18 protein-coding genes are annotated in these 16,987 nt (G+C 71.2%); 13 read left to right on the forward strand and 5 right to left on the reverse strand.

Features of this window, described 5'->3' with window-relative positions; translation table 11 throughout:
- Positions 1 to 191: 191 nt before the first annotated feature.
- Entirely contained in the window at positions 192 to 1,205 is a 1,014-nt protein-coding gene (locus ACIP9H_RS13575; protein ID WP_401584489.1) for a heme A synthase, read from the reverse strand.
- Positions 1,206 to 1,266: 61 nt separating this feature from the next.
- Between ACIP9H_RS13575 and ACIP9H_RS13580 the strand changes: the two genes are divergently transcribed.
- Positions 1,267 to 2,547 carry a glycosyl hydrolase family 28-related protein gene (locus ACIP9H_RS13580; RefSeq protein WP_401584492.1) on the forward strand — a complete coding sequence of 427 codons (1,281 nt, stop codon included), beginning with the start codon at positions 1,267 to 1,269 and terminating at the stop codon, positions 2,545 to 2,547.
- A gap of 1 nt (position 2,548) precedes the next feature.
- On the opposite strand, the gene ACIP9H_RS13585 is transcribed toward ACIP9H_RS13580, so the two are convergent.
- From ACIP9H_RS13585 to ACIP9H_RS13595, 3 genes are read right to left on the reverse strand one after another with little or no spacing between them, the layout of a single operon-like run.
- On the reverse strand, positions 2,549 to 3,058 hold the full coding sequence (locus ACIP9H_RS13585; RefSeq protein WP_401584495.1) for a DinB family protein: 510 nt from the start codon (positions 3,056 to 3,058) through the stop codon (positions 2,549 to 2,551).
- Between the two features lie 37 nt (positions 3,059 to 3,095).
- Positions 3,096 to 3,812 carry an ABC transporter permease gene (locus ACIP9H_RS13590; RefSeq protein ID WP_401584759.1) on the reverse strand — a complete coding sequence of 239 codons (717 nt, stop codon included), beginning with the start codon at positions 3,810 to 3,812 and terminating at the stop codon, positions 3,096 to 3,098.
- Positions 3,813 to 3,862: 50 nt separating this feature from the next.
- Positions 3,863 to 4,789, reverse strand: coding sequence for an ABC transporter ATP-binding protein (locus ACIP9H_RS13595; RefSeq protein ID WP_401584497.1), 927 nt, complete (start codon positions 4,787 to 4,789; stop codon positions 3,863 to 3,865).
- 271 nt (positions 4,790 to 5,060) lie between these two features.
- Between ACIP9H_RS13595 and ACIP9H_RS13600 the strand changes: the two genes are divergently transcribed.
- The 12 genes from ACIP9H_RS13600 to dapD all read left to right on the forward strand — a co-directional run bounded on the left by ACIP9H_RS13600 (position 5,061) and on the right by dapD (position 15,178).
- On the forward strand, positions 5,061 to 5,792 hold the full coding sequence (locus tag ACIP9H_RS13600; RefSeq protein ID WP_360912235.1) for a metalloregulator ArsR/SmtB family transcription factor: 732 nt from the start codon (positions 5,061 to 5,063) through the stop codon (positions 5,790 to 5,792).
- On the forward strand, positions 5,789 to 7,210 hold the full coding sequence (sufB, locus tag ACIP9H_RS13605; protein ID WP_319661204.1) for a Fe-S cluster assembly protein SufB: 1,422 nt from the start codon (positions 5,789 to 5,791) through the stop codon (positions 7,208 to 7,210). Before ACIP9H_RS13600 ends, sufB begins: the two co-directional genes overlap by 4 nt.
- A 196-nt stretch (positions 7,211 to 7,406) precedes the next feature.
- Complete coding sequence (gene sufD, locus ACIP9H_RS13610; protein WP_360912240.1) at positions 7,407 to 8,582, forward strand: Fe-S cluster assembly protein SufD; 1,176 nt, start codon at positions 7,407 to 7,409, stop codon at positions 8,580 to 8,582.
- On the forward strand, positions 8,579 to 8,908 hold the full coding sequence (locus ACIP9H_RS13615) for a bifunctional 3-phenylpropionate/cinnamic acid dioxygenase ferredoxin subunit (RefSeq protein ID WP_401584501.1): 330 nt from the start codon (positions 8,579 to 8,581) through the stop codon (positions 8,906 to 8,908). The genes sufD and ACIP9H_RS13615 overlap by 4 nt, the downstream gene beginning before the upstream one ends.
- Positions 8,909 to 8,915: 7 nt before the next feature.
- Positions 8,916 to 9,680 carry a Fe-S cluster assembly ATPase SufC gene (gene sufC / locus ACIP9H_RS13620; RefSeq protein ID WP_360912244.1) on the forward strand — a complete coding sequence of 255 codons (765 nt, stop codon included), beginning with the start codon at positions 8,916 to 8,918 and terminating at the stop codon, positions 9,678 to 9,680.
- Entirely contained in the window at positions 9,677 to 10,936 is a 1,260-nt protein-coding gene (locus ACIP9H_RS13625) for a cysteine desulfurase (RefSeq protein ID WP_401584504.1), read from the forward strand. The genes sufC and ACIP9H_RS13625 overlap by 4 nt, the downstream gene beginning before the upstream one ends.
- A 17-nt stretch (positions 10,937 to 10,953) precedes the next feature.
- Positions 10,954 to 11,418, forward strand: a complete 465-nt coding sequence (gene sufU, locus ACIP9H_RS13630; RefSeq protein WP_360912250.1) for a Fe-S cluster assembly sulfur transfer protein SufU — start codon at positions 10,954 to 10,956, stop codon at positions 11,416 to 11,418.
- A complete protein-coding gene (locus tag ACIP9H_RS13635; protein WP_360912253.1) occupies positions 11,415 to 11,756 on the forward strand; it encodes a metal-sulfur cluster assembly factor in 342 nt (113 codons plus the stop codon). The genes sufU and ACIP9H_RS13635 overlap by 4 nt, the downstream gene beginning before the upstream one ends.
- A gap of 129 nt (positions 11,757 to 11,885) precedes the next feature.
- Positions 11,886 to 12,206, forward strand: a complete 321-nt coding sequence (locus ACIP9H_RS13640; RefSeq protein ID WP_401584508.1) for a DMT family transporter — start codon at positions 11,886 to 11,888, stop codon at positions 12,204 to 12,206.
- Complete coding sequence (locus ACIP9H_RS13645; RefSeq protein ID WP_401584511.1) at positions 12,206 to 12,796, forward strand: TetR/AcrR family transcriptional regulator; 591 nt, start codon at positions 12,206 to 12,208, stop codon at positions 12,794 to 12,796. The genes ACIP9H_RS13640 and ACIP9H_RS13645 overlap by 1 nt, the downstream gene beginning before the upstream one ends.
- Positions 12,797 to 12,901: 105 nt before the next feature.
- Entirely contained in the window at positions 12,902 to 14,113 is a 1,212-nt protein-coding gene (locus ACIP9H_RS13650) for an MFS transporter (protein WP_401584513.1), read from the forward strand.
- Positions 14,114 to 14,185: 72 nt separating this feature from the next.
- Positions 14,186 to 15,178, forward strand: coding sequence for a 2,3,4,5-tetrahydropyridine-2,6-dicarboxylate N-succinyltransferase (gene dapD, locus ACIP9H_RS13655; protein ID WP_401584515.1), 993 nt, complete (start codon positions 14,186 to 14,188; stop codon positions 15,176 to 15,178).
- Between the two features lie 86 nt (positions 15,179 to 15,264).
- On the opposite strand, the gene ACIP9H_RS13660 is transcribed toward dapD, so the two are convergent.
- Positions 15,265 to 16,755: an ATP-binding protein gene (locus tag ACIP9H_RS13660; protein WP_401584518.1), complete on the reverse strand. Its 1,491-nt coding sequence runs from the start codon at positions 16,753 to 16,755 to the stop codon at positions 15,265 to 15,267.
- Between the last annotated feature and the right edge of the window lie 232 nt (positions 16,756 to 16,987).

A 16,987-nucleotide genomic window follows, 5' to 3' on the forward strand; every position in this document is an offset into this window, starting at 1 on the left:
CGGCGGCGCGGGGCGGAACGGTGCCGGGTTCGGTGTGCGGGTGCTCACGCGGCGGGGTGTTCGCGCAGCGGCAGCTCCCGCGGCCGGTGGCCTTCGGCGGGCTGCGCGTGTTGGGTGCCCAGGCATTGCGCGGGGCGGCGCCGTCAACCGGCCGGGGAGTGGACGGCGCCGGGCATGACGCGGAGCGGCCCTCAGGCGGCCGGGGCCGGTTCCGGGGTGGGGAGGGCCGCGGGGGCCGGAACCGTGCCGGGCTCGGTGAGGGGGCGTTCGCGCAGCGAGAGCAGGACGCGCAGGACGGCGATCCACACCAGGGTGGAGCCCAGCATGTGCGCGGCGACCAGGGCCTCGGGGAGCTTGGTGAAGTACTGGACGTAGCCGATGACGCCCTGCGCCAGCAGGACGAGGACCAGGTCGCGGACCCGCGCCCGCGGCCCCGCGGGGGCGTCGACGGCGCGGAGCACGAACCACAGGGCGACGGTGAGCCCGCACACGACCCACGCCAGGTCGGCGTGGAGCTGGGCGATGGTCTCCCACTTCACCTGGACGCGGGGCACGTCGCTGCTGTCGCCGGCGTGCGGGCCGGCCCCCGTCACCAGCGTGCCGACCGCGATGAGCACGGCGGAGGCGGCGACCAGCAGCCAGGTGAGCTGCCGCACGGGCTTGCCGACCAGCGGGCGGGGGTTCGCGTCGCCCTCGCCGGCGCGCTGCCAGGTCAGCAGTGCCACCGCGATGAGCGCGCTGGAGAGCAGGAAGTGCGAGGCGACGGTGTACGGGTTGAGCCCGGTCAGCACCGTGATGCCGCCCAGCACCGCGTTGCCCATGACGACCCAGAACTGCGCCCAGCCCAGCCGGGTCAGCCCGCGCCGCCACGGCTGTGCGGCACGCGCCGCGACGATGGCCCAGCCGACGGCCGCGCACAGCACGTACGTCAGCATCCGGTTGGTGAACTCGATCGCCCCGTGCACGCCCATGGCACTGGTCGCGGTGAGGCTGTCGTCCGTGCACTTGGGCCAGGTCGGGCAGCCGAGCCCCGAGCTGGTCAGCCGGACGGCGCCCCCGGTCACCACGATGACCACGCTCATCACGAGCGCCGCCATGGCGGCCCGCCGGACCGTCGCGGGGGACGGGGTCCAGCGCTGGGCGATGAAGGCCAGCGGGTTCCGCAGGGCTTGTCCTGCTTGGCTGAGATTCGGCACGGCCACCATCGTAGGCGCCCCCTTGTGCAATCCTTCACGAGGGGGACGGCCAGGGGGAGGGGATCGGGCCATGAGCGGGGTCGACCGGCGGAAACTGATCTACGGCGGCACCGCCGCGGCGTTGACGGGCGTCGGCGCGGCCGCGTACACGGCGGCCGGTACGCCCTCCGCCGAAGCCGTGCGGCAGCCGAGGCGCGCGGCCCATCCCGGTGTGGTCGACGTCGTCGCCGACTTCGGCGCGAAGGGCGACGGCACCACCGACGACAGCCGGGCCTTCGCCGCCGCCTACCGCTGGGCGGAGTCCCGCGTGGACGACCACACGGGCCGTACCGTGATCGACGTCCCGCCCGGCAGGTACCTGGTCACCGAACCCGGTGCGCTGCTCGCCGGCGACAACCCCCGCGACCGGGCGAACGGCCTGCGCTTCCGGGGTGCGGGGCTGCGCATCAGCGAGATCGTCTTCGCGCCGGAGAAGGCCGACGGCGCCTTCCTGTGCGTCAACGACGACATGTGGCAGAACATCGCCTTCGAGGGCCTGCGCTTCACCTCGGGCACGCCGGGTGCCTCGTTCTTCTCCTCCTACTCGACCGGTGGCGCGGCCAACTACCGCTTCTCGGACTGCGAGTGGATGGGGGAGTGGGAGTACGGGATCGCCCTCGACGGCACCAACACCAATTCCGAGATGCGCTGGGAGGCGTGCCGTGTCGGCGGCGCCTACCGCAAGGCGTTCCTCTACTCCGGCCTGTCGAAGCGCTCGGCCCGCCCGGAACAGCAGGACCAGTTCCTCAACTACTGGTTCACCGACATGAACGTCACCTACGAGTGGGGCAACTTCCTGGAGTTCCCCTACGGCGGCTCCGTCACCTGCCGGGCCGGGAGCTATGTCGTCACCGGCCGCCGCCCGGTCGCGCACCCCGAGTACGGATTCGAGAGCGCCTTCTTCCGCTTCCCCCGGGCGCAGCACTTCAGCTCGGTCCAGCGCTTCCACGCCGAGGACATCCGCTTCGAGCTGCGCGGCCCGGACACCGTCGTCATCGACTGCGCGTGGTCCGGCGGCACCGTCCACTTCAACGACTGCGACGACACCGCCAACGCCTTCAAGTCCTTCGCCCCCGGTCTGCGCGCCCACCGCTACACGCTCGGCCCGCGCGGACCCCTGGTGCGGTACGACTCCTGCCAGCTCACCGGGGCGCACCGCTTCCGCACCGATGCCTCGGCGCCGCCGCCGGTGTGCGTGCGCTACGACATGTGCCTGCTGGCGAGCCACGGCCCGGACGGCGGCTTCCTGGCCCTCGACGAGGGCCGGGACGGCGGCTTCGCGCGCTTCGTGGACTGCGTCGCACCCGCCTGACTCAAGCGCCCACGGTGCCGTCGACGCCCTCGCGGAGGAAGTCGGCGTGCCCGTTGTGGCGGCCGTACTCCAGCAGGACGTGCACCATCACCATGCGCAGTGACACGTCCTCGCCCCAGCGGGGCTGATGGCCCGTCAGATCCAGGGACGCCGCCTCGCGCTCGATGCGGCGCGAGGCCTCCACCTCGGCCTCCCACGCTCCGAAGGCCTCGGACCGGGTGGAGGCGCTCGCGTCGTACGCCGCCTGGAAGTCGATCCGGTCGGACCACACCATGGGGGCGTCGTGGTCCTCGAAGACCCGCCGGAACCAGGCCCGTTCCACTTCCGCCATGTGCCGGACCAGGCCGAGCAGCGACAGCGTCGACGGCGGCATCGACCGCTGCCGCAGCTCCTCGTCGGTGAGGCCCTCGCACTTCATCGCGAGCGTCGCCCGGTGGTAGTCCAGGAACGCCCGGAGCGTCTCGCGTTCGCTGCCGGTGCTCGGCGGTCCGACGCGGTGGTCAATGGTCATGGACAGGTCCCCCGTTCTGGACGATCGGCGCCGGATCCTACTCCCAGCGGAACCAGCGGGCCGCCGCGCCCAGGCCCAGCACCGCCCACACGGCCAGGATGCCGAGGTCGCCCCAGGGCACGCCCGCGCCGTGCTGGAGGACGTCCCGCAGGCCGTCCGACAGGGCGGAGACCGGCAGGAGTTCGAGCACGGAGCGGACGCCGTCGGGGAACCGGTCGAGCGGCACGACGACCCCGCCGCAGACCAGCAGCAGCAGGAAGACCAGGTTGGCGGCGGCCAGCGTGGCCTCCGCCTTGAGGGTGCCGGCCATGAGCAGGCCGAGCCCGGAGAACGCGGCGGTGCCCAGGACCAGGAGCAGCAGCACGGAGAACGGGTCGCCGTGCGGTGACCAGCCCAGCGCGAAGGCGATGGCCGTCAGCAGCACGACCTGCAGCACCTCGGTGACCAGGACGGACCCGGTCTTGGCGGTCATCAGCGCCCAGCGCGGCAGCGGGGAGGAGGCGAGCCGCTTCAGGACGCCGTAGCGGCGCTCGAAGCCGGTCGCGATCGCCTGCCCCGTGAAGGCGGTCGACATCACCGCCAGGGCCAGGATGCCGGGGGCCAGGAAGTCGACGGCCTTGCCGGCGCCGGTGTCGACCACGTCCACCGTGGAGAACAGGACCAGCAGCAGGGTGGGGATGACGACGGTCAGCAGCAGCTGCTCGCCGTTGCGCAGCAGCATCCGCGTCTCCAGGACGGTCTGCGCGCCGATCATGCGGCCCAGCGGCGCGGAGCCGGGGGCGGGGGTGAAGGTCCCGGTGGCGGTCACGAACGCAGCTCCTTGCCGGTCAGCTCCAGGAAGACGTCCTCCAGGGTGCGCCGCTCGACCGCGAGCCGGTCGGGCATGACGCCGTGCTGGGCGCACCAGGAGGTGACGGTGGCCAGCATCTGCGGGTCGACCTTGCCCTCGATGCGGTAGCTGCCGGGGGTGAGCTCGGCGGCGGCCGAGTCGGCGGGCAGCGCCTTGAGGAGCGAGGCGAGGTCCAGGCCGGGGCGGCCGTTGAAGCGGAGCGTGTTCTCGGCGCCGCCGCGGCACAGCTGCTCGGGGGTGCCGCTCGCTATCACGCGGCCCTGGTCGATGATCGCCACGTCGTCGGCGAGCTGCTCGGCCTCGTCCATGAAGTGCGTGGTCAGGACGACGGTGACGCCGTCGGCGCGCAGTTCCCCGACCAGGTCCCACGTCACGTGGCGGGCCTGCGGGTCCAGCCCGGCGGTGGGCTCGTCGAGGAAGACCAGCTCGGGGCGGCCGACGACCGCCATGGCGAGCGCGAGGCGCTGCTGCTGGCCGCCGGAGAGCCGGCGGTACGCGGTGCGGCCGCAGGACCCCAGGCCCAGGCGCTCGATGAGCAGCGCCGGGTCGACGGGGTTCGCGTGCAGTTTCGCCGTGTGCCGCAGCATCTCCTCGGCGTGGGCGCCCGCGTACACGCCGCCGGACTGGAGCATCACCCCGATCCGCGGGCGCAGCGCGGCGGCCTCCCGTACCGGGTCCAGGCCCAGCACGCGCACGCTGCCGCCGTCCGGACGGCGGTATCCCTCGCAGGTCTCGACCGCGGTGGTCTTCCCGGCGCCGTTCGGGCCGAGCACGGCCGTCACGGTGCCCCGGGCGACGGACAGGTCGAGCCCGTCCACCGCGGTCTTCGCGCCGTACCGCTTGACCAGTCCGGTCACCTCGACCGCGGGGTCCATGTGCATGACGCGCAGTCTACGAACCCCGGCGGGGCGCTCCGGCGGGAGGGCCGCCGCGGGTGCGGGGTGAGGCCGGCGCGGGGTGGCCCCGCGCGTCCTCCTTCGGGTGACCTGGGGTGCTCGCTGCCCTGGTGGGAGGCGTGTGCGCGGGTCTTCCGGGCGCGGCCAGGAAGATCGTTCCCGCAGGTCAGGTTAGGTTTCCCTAAGTGATCGAGCACACCGTTCGCCGGTGGGACGCCGCTTGCCTCTCGCGGATGAATTACGCAACACTGGGCTTGTGAAAAACGCGTCCGAGGCTCAGGAGGAGCAGACGACCGGGGAGCGGAGCACCCGCAACCGGGTCGCCAGGTCCGTCCTGCTCCACGGGCCGTCGACCGCTGCGGACGTGGCGGAACGGCTGGGCCTGACGCAGGCCGCCGTGCGGCGCCATCTGGACGCGCTGGTCGCCGAGGGCATGGTGGAGCCGCGCGAGAAGCGGGTCTACGGCAACCGCGGCCGGGGCCGTCCCGCGAAGGTCTTCGCGCTCACCGACTGCGGACGCGACACCTTCGACCAGGCGTACGACCAGCTCGCCGCGGACGCGATGCGCTGGATCGCCGAGTCCGCCGGCGGCGGGCCGCAGGGAGAGGCCGCGGTGTCGGCCTTCGCCCGTGCCCGGGTCGCCGCGCAGGCCGAACGCTACCGTGCGGTCGTCGAGGCGGCCGACCCCGAGGAGCGCACGCAGGCACTCGCCAGGGCCCTGAGCCAGGACGGGTACGCTGCCACGACGCGCGGCGCGCCCGCCTCCGCCGGTGAGCAGCTCTGTCAGCACCACTGCCCGGTGGCCCACATCGCCGAGCAGTTCCCGCAGCTGTGCGAGGCGGAGGCCGAGGTCTTCTCCCGCCTGCTCGGAACCCATGTACAACGGCTGGCAACCATCGCCCACGGCGACGGTGTGTGCACGACCTTCGTGCCGAAGCCCGGCCCGCAATCCCACAACGCAAGCAACGCCGGGAGGAACCCCGCATGACTGCCCCCCTGGAGACGGCTCACCCTGAACTCGAGGGTCTGGGCACCTACGAGTACGGCTGGGCCGATTCCGACGTCGCCGGTGCCGCGGCCCGCCGCGGGCTGAGCGAAGAGGTCGTACGCGACATCTCGGCGAAGAAGAACGAGCCCGAGTGGATGCTCAAGCTGCGGCTGAAGGGCCTGAAGCTCTTCGGGAAGAAGCCGATGCCCACCTGGGGTTCGGACCTCTCCGACATCGACTTCGACAACATCAAGTACTTCGTGCGGTCCACCGAGAAGCAGGCGGAGTCCTGGGAGGACCTGCCCGAGGACATCAAGAACACCTACGACCGGCTCGGCATCCCCGAGGCGGAGAAGCAGCGCCTGGTCGCCGGTGTCGCCGCGCAGTACGAGTCGGAGGTCGTCTACCACCAGATCCGCGAGGACCTGGAGGAGCAGGGCGTCATCTTCCTGGACACCGACACCGCGCTCAAGGAGCACCCGGAGCTCTTCCAGGAGTACTTCGGCACGGTCATCCCCGCGGGCGACAACAAGTTCGCCTCGCTGAACACGGCCGTGTGGTCCGGCGGTTCCTTCATCTACGTGCCGAAGGGCGTGCACGTCGAGATCCCGCTCCAGGCCTACTTCCGGATCAACACCGAGAACATGGGCCAGTTCGAGCGGACGCTGATCATCGTCGACGAGGACGCCTACGTCCACTACGTCGAGGGCTGCACCGCCCCGATCTACAAGTCGGACTCGCTGCACAGCGCCGTCGTCGAGATCATCGTGAAGAAGGGCGGCCGCTGCCGCTACACGACCATCCAGAACTGGTCGAACAACGTCTACAACCTGGTCACCAAGCGTGCCGTGGCGTACGAGGGCGCGACCATGGAGTGGGTCGACGGCAACATCGGCTCCAAGGTGACCATGAAGTACCCGGCCGTCTACCTGATGGGCGAGCACGCCAAGGGCGAGACGCTGTCCATCGCCTTCGCGGGCGAGGGCCAGCACCAGGACGCCGGCGCCAAGATGGTGCACATGGCGCCGAACACCTCGTCGTCGATCGTCTCCAAGTCCGTGGCGCGCGGCGGCGGCCGCACCTCGTACCGCGGTCTGATCGAGATCGGCGAGGGTGCCCACGGCTCCAAGTCCAACGTGCTGTGCGACGCGCTGCTGGTGGACACCATCTCCCGCTCGGACACCTACCCCTACGTGGACGTCCGCGAGGACGACGTGTCCATGGGCCACGAGGCGACGGTCTCCAAGGTCAGCGAGGACCAGCTCTTCTACCTGATGAGCCGCGGTCTGGAGGAGAACGAGGCGATGGCGACGATCGTCCGCGGTTTCGTGGAGCCGATCGCGCGCGAGCTGCCGATGGAGTACGCGCTGGAGCTCAACCGGCTCATCGAGCTGCAGATGGAGGGCTCGGTCGGCTGACGCCGTCCGCTCCGTCCACCACGAGTCGTTGCCCATGCAGGGCCCGTGAGCGAGCCAAAGGGCGCGCCGGTGCCGAAAGCGACGAGACCAAGCGACCGAGGAACGAGGGAGCGCAGTGTCGAGGAGCGTCGGCACCGGGACGAAGCGCCCGGAGGCGAGCGAACACAATAAGGCAGAAAGAGGCAGTACTACAGCCATGGCTGAAACCATCCCGGCCGCCGGTGCCACCACCGATGGGGCCATCCAGGTCGGCCAGCCCCGGGACGCCCGGGTCAGCGCGCCCGCGTCCTACGACGTGGCCGACTTCCCCGTGCCCAACGGCCGCGAGGAGGAATGGCGGTTCACCCCGCTGGAGCGGCTGCGCGGTCTGCACGACGGCACGGCCGTCGCGACCGGCGGCGGTGTCAGGGTCGAGGTGAGCGCCCCCGCGGGCGTCACCGTGGAGACCGTCGGCCGGGAGGACGCCCGGGTCGGCAAGGCGGGCAAGCCGGTGGACCGGGTCGCCGCGCAGGCGTACAGCTCCTTCGAGAAGGCCGGCGTCGTCTCCATCCCCAAGGACGCGGTGCTCACCGAGCCGGTGCGGATCGCGGTGCACGGCGAGGGCGGTGTGGCCTTCGGCCACCAGGTCGTCGAGGTCGGCGCCTTCGCCGAGGCGGTCGTGGTCATCGACCACACCGGTGACGCCACCGTCGCCGCCAACGTCGAGTACCTGATCGGCGACGGCGCCAAGCTCACCGTCGTCTCCGTCCAGGACTGGGACGACACCGCCGTGCACGCCGCTCAGCACACGGCGCTGATCGGCCGCGACGCGACGTTCAAGTCCGTCGTGGTCACCTTCGGCGGCGACCTGGTGCGGCTGCACCCGCGGGTGGTCTACGGGGCACCGGGCGGCGAGGCGGAGCTGTACGGCGTGTACTTCACCGACCAGGGCCAGCACCAGGAGCACCGCCTCTTCATCGACCACGACACCCCGCACTGCCGCTCCAACGTGGCGTACAAGGGCGCGCTGCAGGGCCAGGACGCGCACGCGGTGTGGATCGGCGACGTGCTCATCCGCGCCGAGGCCGAGGGCACCGACACCTACGAGCTCAACCGCAACCTGGTGCTCACCGACGGCGCCCGGGTCGACTCGGTGCCGAACCTGGAGATCGAGACCGGCGAGATCGTCGGCGCCGGCCACGCGTCGGCGACCGGCCGCTTCGAGGACGAGCAGCTGTTCTACCTGATGGCGCGCGGCATTCCGGCCGACGAGGCCCGCCGGCTGGTCGTGCGCGGCTTCTTCGCCGGGCTGATCCAGCAGATCGGTGTGGCGGACCTGGAGGAGCGCCTGCTGGAGAAGATCGACGCGGAGCTGGAGGCGTCCGTCGTATGACCACCGCTGGAGGCTTCGTCCGCGTCTGCGCGCTGAGCGAGCTGGAGGAGGACACGCCCAGGCGTGTCGAGCTCGACGGCGTCCCGGTGTCGGTCGTGCGCACCGGGGGCGAGGTGTTCGCGATCAACGACATCTGCTCGCACGCGAACGTCTCGCTGTCCGAGGGCGAGGTGGAGGACTGCCAGATCGAGTGCTGGCTGCACGGCTCGTCCTTCGACCTGCGCACCGGCAAGCCGTCCGGGCTGCCCGCGACGCGGCCCGTCCCCGTATACCCCGTACAGATCCAAGGGGACGATGTGCTCGTCTCCGTCACCCAGGAGTCCTGAGGCACCCATGGCAACGCTTGAGATCCACGACCTGCACGTCTCCGTCGAGGCCGAGGGCGGTCCGCGGGAGATCCTCCGCGGCGTCGACCTGACCGTGAAGCAGGGCGAGACGCACGCCATCATGGGCCCCAACGGCTCCGGCAAGTCGACCCTCGCCTACTCGCTGGCCGGGCACCCGAAGTACACCGTCACCGGTGGCACCGTCACCCTCGACGGCGAGGACGTGCTGGCCATGTCCGTCGACCAGCGGGCCCGCGCGGGCGTCTTCCTCGCCATGCAGTACCCGGTCGAGGTGCCCGGTGTCTCGGTCTCCAACTTCCTGCGGACCTCGGCCACGGCCATCCGCGGCGAGGCCCCCAAGCTGCGCACCTGGGTGAAGGAGGTCAAGGAGGCCATGGAGCGCCTGCACATGGACCCCTCCTTCGCCGAGCGCAACGTCAACGAGGGCTTCTCCGGCGGTGAGAAGAAGCGCCACGAGATCCTCCAGCTCGAACTGCTCCAGCCGAAGATCGCGATCCTGGACGAGACCGACTCCGGCCTGGACGTCGACGCGCTGCGCATCGTCTCCGAGGGCGTCAACCGGGTGCGGGAGAGCGGTGCGGTCGGCACCCTGCTGATCACCCACTACACGCGGATCCTGCGCTACATCAAGCCCGATTACGTCCACGTCTTCGCCGCGGGCCGGATCGCCGAGTCCGGTGGTCCCGAGCTCGCGGACAAGCTGGAGGCGGAGGGCTACGAGGCCTACGTGAAGGGAGGCGTATCCGCGTGACACCGCAGCTGCCGGGCCTGCTCGACACCGAGGCCATCCGCAAGGACTTCCCGGTGCTCGACCGGCTCGTCCACGACGGCAAGAAGCTCGTCTACCTGGACAACGCGGCGACCTCCCAGAAGCCGCGCCAGGTCCTGGACGTCCTGAGCGAGTACTACGAGCGCCACAACGCCAACGTCCACCGCGGCGTGCACACGCTCGCCGAGGAGGCCACGGCGCTGTACGAGGGTGCGCGCGACAAGATCGCCGCCTTCATCAACGCGCCCAGCCGCGACGAGGTCATATTCACCAAGAACGCCTCGGAGTCGCTGAACCTGGTCGCCAACATGCTGGGCTGGGCCGACGAGCCCTACCGCGTGGACGCCGACACCGAGATCGTCATCACGGAGATGGAGCACCACTCCAACATCGTGCCGTGGCAGCTGCTCTCGCAGCGCACCGGCGCGAAGCTGAAGTGGTTCGGCCTGACCGACGACGGCCGGCTCGACCTGAGCGACATCGAGCAGGTCATCACGGAGAAGACGAAGATCGTCTCCTTCACGCTGGTCTCCAACATCCTGGGCACGGTCAACCCGGTCGAGGCCCTCGTGCGCCGCGCCCAGCAGGTCGGCGCCCTGGTGCTGATCGACGCCTCGCAGGCCGCGCCGCACATGGTGCTGGACGTGCAGGCGCTCCAGGCCGACTTCGTGGCCTTCACCGGTCACAAGATGCTCGGCCCGACCGGCATCGGTGTGCTGTGGGGCCGCCAGGAGCTGCTGGAGGACCTTCCGCCGTTCCTGGGCGGCGGCGAGATGATCGAGACCGTCTCGATGCACTCGTCGACGTACGCGCCCGCGCCGCACAAGTTCGAGGCGGGCACGCCCCCGATCGCCCAGGCGGTCGGACTCGGCGCGGCCGTGGACTACCTGGCGGCCCTGGGCATGGACAAGGTCGAGGCGCACGAGCACGCGCTGACCGAGTACGCCCTGCGGCGGCTGAAGGAGGTGCCCGAGCTGAAGATCATCGGCCCGGACACCCCGGAGGGCCGCGGCTCCGCGATCTCCTTCACCCTGGGCGACATCCACCCGCACGACGTGGGCCAGGTCCTGGACGAGCTCGGCATCGCCGTGCGCGTCGGCCACCACTGCGCGCGGCCGGTCTGCCTGCGGTACGGAATTCCCGCGACCACGCGAGCGTCGTTCTATCTGTACTCCACCCCGGCCGAGGTCGACGCGCTGGTCGAGGGCCTGGAGCACGTACGGAACTTCTTCGGCTGAGGACGGACGGCGAGCCTGTGAAGCTGGATTCGATGTACCAGGAAGTCATCCTGGACCACTACAAGAACCCGCACGGACGGGGCCTGCGCGACGGCGATGTCGAGGTGCACCACGTCAATCCGACGTGCGGTGACGAGATCACGCTGCGTGTGCGGCTGGACGGCACGTCCATCCAGGACATCAGCTACGAGGGCCAGGGCTGCTCCATCAGCCAGGCCAGCGCCTCCGTGCTCAACGAACTGCTGGTCGGCCGCCAGGTCGACGAGGCGGTCAAGGTCCAGGAGGTCTTCCTGGAACTGATGCAGTCCAAGGGCAAGCTGGAGCCCGACGACGCGATGGAGGACGTCCTGGAGGACGCGGTCGCGTTCGCCGGCGTCTCCAAGTACCCGGCGCGCGTGAAGTGCGCGCTGCTGAGCTGGATGGCGTGGAAGGACGCCACCGCCCAGGCCCTGGGCGATGGCGCGGCGAAGGAGTCCGCATGAGCGACAACGCAGAGGTCATGACCACGACGCCGGCGAGCGAGGAGGAGATCCGCGAGGCCCTCTACGACGTCGTCGACCCCGAGCTGGGCATCGACGTCGTCAACCTCGGGCTGATCTACGGCATCCACATCGACGACACCAATGTCGTCACCCTCGACATGACGCTGACCTCGGCGGCCTGCCCGCTGACCGACGTCATCGAGGACCAGGCCAAGTCGGCCACCGAGGGCATCGTCAACGACCTCAAGATCAACTGGGTCTGGATGCCGCCGTGGGGTCCCGACAAGATCACCGACGACGGCCGCGAGCAGCTGCGCGCGCTCGGCTTCAACGTCTGAGCCGCACGCCCGCGCCCGCAGTCGTATTTTCCTCGGCCCGGGCGCCGGGCCGACGGGACAACATCTCTTCAGGGCCGTGACCGCCTCGCATGTGTACGGGCGTACACATCGATGTGTACGCTCGTACGCATGGCTTACGCATTGCTGGGCGGGGCGATACTCGCCGAAGTGCTCGGGACGACCTCGATGAAGTACAGCGACGGCTTCACCCGGCTGTGGCCCTCGCTCGGCACCGCGGCCGGGTACCTCATCGCCTTCGCGCTGCTCGCGCAGACCCTCAAGACCCTCTCCGTCGGCACGGCCTACGCCATCTGGTCCGGCATCGGCACCGCAGCCATCGCGGGCATCGGCATGGTCTTCCTCGGCGAGGCGGCGACCGCCACCAAGCTGATCGGGGTCGTCCTGGTCATCGCCGGGGTCGTCGTGCTCAACCTGGGCGGCAGCCACTGATGGCCCGGCGCTACGACCCGGAGCGCCGGCAGCGCCTCATCGACGCCGCGATCCGGGTGGTCGGCGAACGCGGCATCGCCGGGCTCAGCCACCGCGCGGTGGCCGCCGAGGCCGATGTGCCGCTCGGCTCGACCACGTACCACTTCGCCACCCTCGACGACCTGCTCGTCGCCGCGCTGCGCCAGTGCAACGAGGCGTTCCTGCGCGAGACGCAGGAGCGCGGGCTGCTCGTGGCGGGCCCGGGCGGCGGCGGTGGCCATGACGACCATGGCGACCGCGACGACCTGGCCGCCGAACTCGCCCGGTTCACCGAGGAGACCGTCACCCGCGACCGCCCGCGGGCCCAGCTGGAGTACGAGCTCTACCTCGCCGCCCTGCGGCACGAGGCGCTGCGGCCCGTCGCCGCCGAGTGGGTCGACCTCATGGCGGACCTGCTGTCGGCCCGTACCGACCCCGTCACCGCCCGTGCGCTGGCCGCGCTCGTCGACGGGATGTGCCTTCAGGCCCTGCTCACCGGCCGGGACGTCGACCGCGAGGAGGCGCGCGCGATCTTCGCACGAGTCATCCGCACAGCGGAGGGCCCTCGCTGACCTATACCGGACGCGACCTGATCCGGCACCGCCCCCTGCGGCATTCGCGTCTTCACGTGATCGATTCTTGTAGAGCGTCGATCGGAGGACAGTATGAAGCAGGCGATGAAGGACATACCGAAGGTGGTGTGGCTGCTCGCGACCGGGATGTTCTTCGTCGCGGCCGTGAGTTTCACCTTCGTCTACCTCTTCGTCTACCTCACGGGCCCCCGCGGGCTCAGCACCTCGCACGCCGGCCTGATCGCCGGCGCCGGAGGCATCGGCATGGTGGCGGGCAACTTCAGCGGCGGCTGGTTCGGCGACCGCTTCGGGCACCGGCGCACGCTGATCACCGGCATGGTGGTGTCCGGTCTCGGCCTCGCCGCACTGCCCGTGATCCCGACCGGCGCCCTCGCGATCGTCTTCCCGCTGGCCCAGTACGGAACCGGCGTCACCCGCGCCTCCAACTCGGCGCTCATCGCCTTCTCCGTTCCCGAGGGCTCCCGCCGCCAGGGCTTCGCGCTGCTGCGCTTCATGGCCAACCTCGGCGTCACCGTCGGCCCCCCGCTCGGCGCGCTGATCGCCACCACCACCTCGTACGGCTGGCTCTTCGTCGCCGACGGCCTCGGCATGCTCGCGTTCGGCGTCTACGCGCACTTCATCCTGCCCGCCAACGGCAACCACCGGGAGAAGACCCGGCCCCCCGCCGACGCCCCCGGCCTGTGGGCGGCGCTGCGGGCCAGGCCCGCGGTGCTCCTGCTGCTCGTCGCGATCCTGGTCGCCGACACCATCTACCGCCAGCAGTACTCCACCCTCCCGGTGTTCCTGTCCGACCACGGCATCGGCACCGGCGTCTACGGCGCCCTCATCGCCATCAACGGCGGCCTGGTCATCCTCTTCGAGCTCCCCGTCACCGTCGCGCTGCGCCGCCGCGCCCCGCTGCCGATCATCGCCGGCGGCATGGTGCTCGTGGGCGCCGGGTTCGGCGTGCTCTCGGCCGGGCGGTGGTACATCGCCGTCGCGGTCGTGATGATGATCCTGCTCACCGTCGGCGACATCCTCTACAAGTCGCCCTCCACCGCATACGTCGCCGACAACGCCCCAGACCACCTCCAGGGCCGCTTCCAGAGCATGTACGCCGGCGCCTCCATCAGCGGCGTGGTGCTGGCCGCCCCCCTCGGCGGCGTCCTGTACGAGCGTGCGCCGGGCGCCCTGTGGCCGCTGTGCGCGGTGCTCGGCATCGCCGCCGGCCTCGTGGTCTTCGCCGCCCACCGGCTGCCGGGCGCGCGGGCCGCCGCCGCGGAGCCGGACGCGGTCACGGCGACGACGCAGTCCTGAGGCCGCCGGCCGCCCGGTCCGGATGGCGGGCCGGTTGGGCAGGCGGGGGGAGCAGCGACTAGCGTTCGGGACATGACTGACACGACCGCCACCTCCCGTGCCACCGGTGCCGTTGCCACGGGCCTCGCCACGATCGCCGACGACGGGACCGTTCTCGACACCTGGTTCCCCGCGCCCGAACTCGTCGCGGCGCCCGGCCCCGCGGGGACGGAACGGCTCAGTGCCGAGCAGGCGGCCGAACTGCTGGGCGGGGCGGCGCCGAAGGCCCTCGGACCCGACCCGCGCCGCGGCGTCGAGGTCGTCGCGGTCCGCACGGTGATCGCGTCGGCCGACGACAAGCCGCTGGACGCCCACGACGCGTACCTGCGCCTGCACCTGCTCAGCCACCGCCTGGTGACGCCCAACGGCCAGAACCTGGAGGGCATCTTCGGCCTGCTGGCCAACGTCGCGTGGACCTCGCTGGGGCCGGTGCCGGCCGGCGGCATCGAGCGTGCCCGCCTCGCCGCCCGCGCGGAGGGACTGCACCTGTCCGTCTACGGTGTCGACAAGTTCCCGCGGATGACCGACTACGTCGTCCCCTCCGGTGTCCGTATCGCCGACGCCGACCGCGTCCGCCTCGGCGCGCACCTCGCCTCCGGCACGACGGTCATGCACGAGGGCTTCTGCAACTTCAACGCCGGCACGCTCGGCACCTCCATGGTCGAGGGCCGCATCAGCCAGGGCGTCGTCGTCGGCGACGGCTCCGACATCGGCGGCGGAGCCTCGATCATGGGCACCCTCTCCGGCGGCGGCAAGCAGATCATCTCCATCGGCGAGCGCTGCCTGCTCGGCGCCGAGGCGGGCATCGGCATCTCCCTCGGCGACGACTGCGTCGTCGAGGCCGGCCTCTACATCACCGCGGGCACCCGGGTCACCCTCCCCGACGCCACCATCGTGAAGGCCTCGGAGCTCTCCGGTGCGAACAACCTGCTCTTCCGCCGCAACTCCACGACCGGCACGGTCGAGGTCCTGCAGCGCAACGGTTCCTGGGGCGGCCTGAACGCGGCCCTGCACAGCCACAACTGACGCCCGCCGGCGGGATAACCGCGCATCGCCGAGTGCCCTCCCGCGGTCCTGGAACAGCCCGGGGGGCACTCGCGAGCCCGCGAGCACTACGCCCCCACGGGCGCCGGCTCGGGCGGCGGCTCGGGCGGCGGGGTCCGGGTACCGGGGATGCGGACGACCGCCTCGGTGCCCCGGACTCCGGCAGGGCGCAGCGTCACCGTACCGCCGGCCTGCTGGACGGTCTTCGCCACGATGGCGAGCCCGAGACCGCTGCCCGGCAGGCTGCGGGCCGACGGCGAGCGCCAGAACCGGTCGAACACATGCGGCAACTCGTCGGCCGGAATGCCCTGCCCCTGGTCGCGCACCGACAGCCGGCCGTCGCTGAGCCGCAGGCTCACGGTGCCGCCCGCGGGCGAGAACTTGACGGCATTGTCGAGCAGGTTCACCACCGCCCGTTCCAGGGCGGAGGATTCGGACAGTACGTACCATTCCTCCAGCTCGCTGCTGAACTCCAGCCTGCTCCCGCGGGGTCTCACCCGCTCCAGGGCGCGTCTCGCCACCTCGTGCAGGGCCACGACGTGGAGGAAGCTCTCGCCGGGCCTGACGTCGGGCCGCGAGAGCTCCTGCAGGTCGGCGATGAGTGACGCGAGTTCCCCCACTTGGGACTCCACGGAGCGGAGCAGGTCGTCCTCGGCATTCTCCGGAAGCTTCCGGCCCGTCGTACGGCTCCTGATCAGCAGCTGGGTGTTGGCGCGCAGCGACGTGAGCGGAGTACGCAACTCGTGCCCGGCGTCGGCGATCAGCTGCTGCTGGCGGTCGCGCGAGGTGGCGAGAGCCTCGGTCATGTCGTTGAAGCTCTTGGACAGTCGGGCGACCTCGTCGTCGCCCTCCACGGGAATGCGCACGGTCAGGTCGTGAGTACGGGCGATGTGCTCCGCGGCATCGGTGAGGTGCTTCACCGGCCGCAGGAAGGCCCGGCTGATGCCGATCCCGGCGGCGGCCGCCGCGACCACCCCGACTCCCGCGAAACCGAGCAGGAAGAGGGCGAGAGTGCCCAGCGGCTGGTCCACGACATCGAGGGACTGCGCCACGGACACCGCGCACAAGCCCGCCGGGTCCTCCCGGGGCGCCGTGGCCGGAACGCGCATCCCCATGAACACCGCGCACAAGCGCGTCAGGTCCTCCGGGGGCGCTGTGGTCAAAACGCGCATCCTCCGCCCGTCCTCGGACACGGCGTTGTGCATCGCGGATTCCAGAGTGCCGCGCGCGACCGCGAGATCACTCGCGTCGATCGCGATCCTCTTGCTGCCGGCGTCGACGCACACCCTTCCGTCCGCGGTGACGACCTGGACCACGTAGGGGCTGGGCGCCGCGAAGCGCTGACCGGTGTCCGGCCGGGCGCACTCCTTCAGCAGTTGCCCGACGAACCGGGGCGCCGCCTGCACGTTCCGCAGGTTCGAGTCCAGCTGGCCGGTCAGCTGCTGGCGCGTGATCAGCCAGGACGCCACGGCGACGGCGCTCACGGCGACAGCGACGGCGACGGCGGCGGACAGTCCGAGTCGCAGCCGCAGGGTCAGACGCCGGAATGGGTTCTTCATCTGAGCCGGTCCCCCGTGTTCACTTCATGGCCCTCGGCGCGAGAGCAGGCACCCGGCGCCGTGACAGCCCACCGGGCCGGCGCCGGACTACCGGAGTCCCCCGCGCCCGCGGGGCGGTGGCGTGCGCCGCGGCCCGCGGGTCCTCCTTCGCGTGGCCAGACCGTACGACGCGAAGATGAGAGCGACCTGAAGGGTCACGCCCACACCTCCGCTGCCGCGGTGACGCGACGCC

Source organism: Streptomyces sp. NPDC088732 (assembly GCF_044751205.1).
In the GTDB taxonomy this organism is placed as follows: Bacteria; Actinomycetota; Actinomycetes; order Streptomycetales; family Streptomycetaceae; genus Actinacidiphila.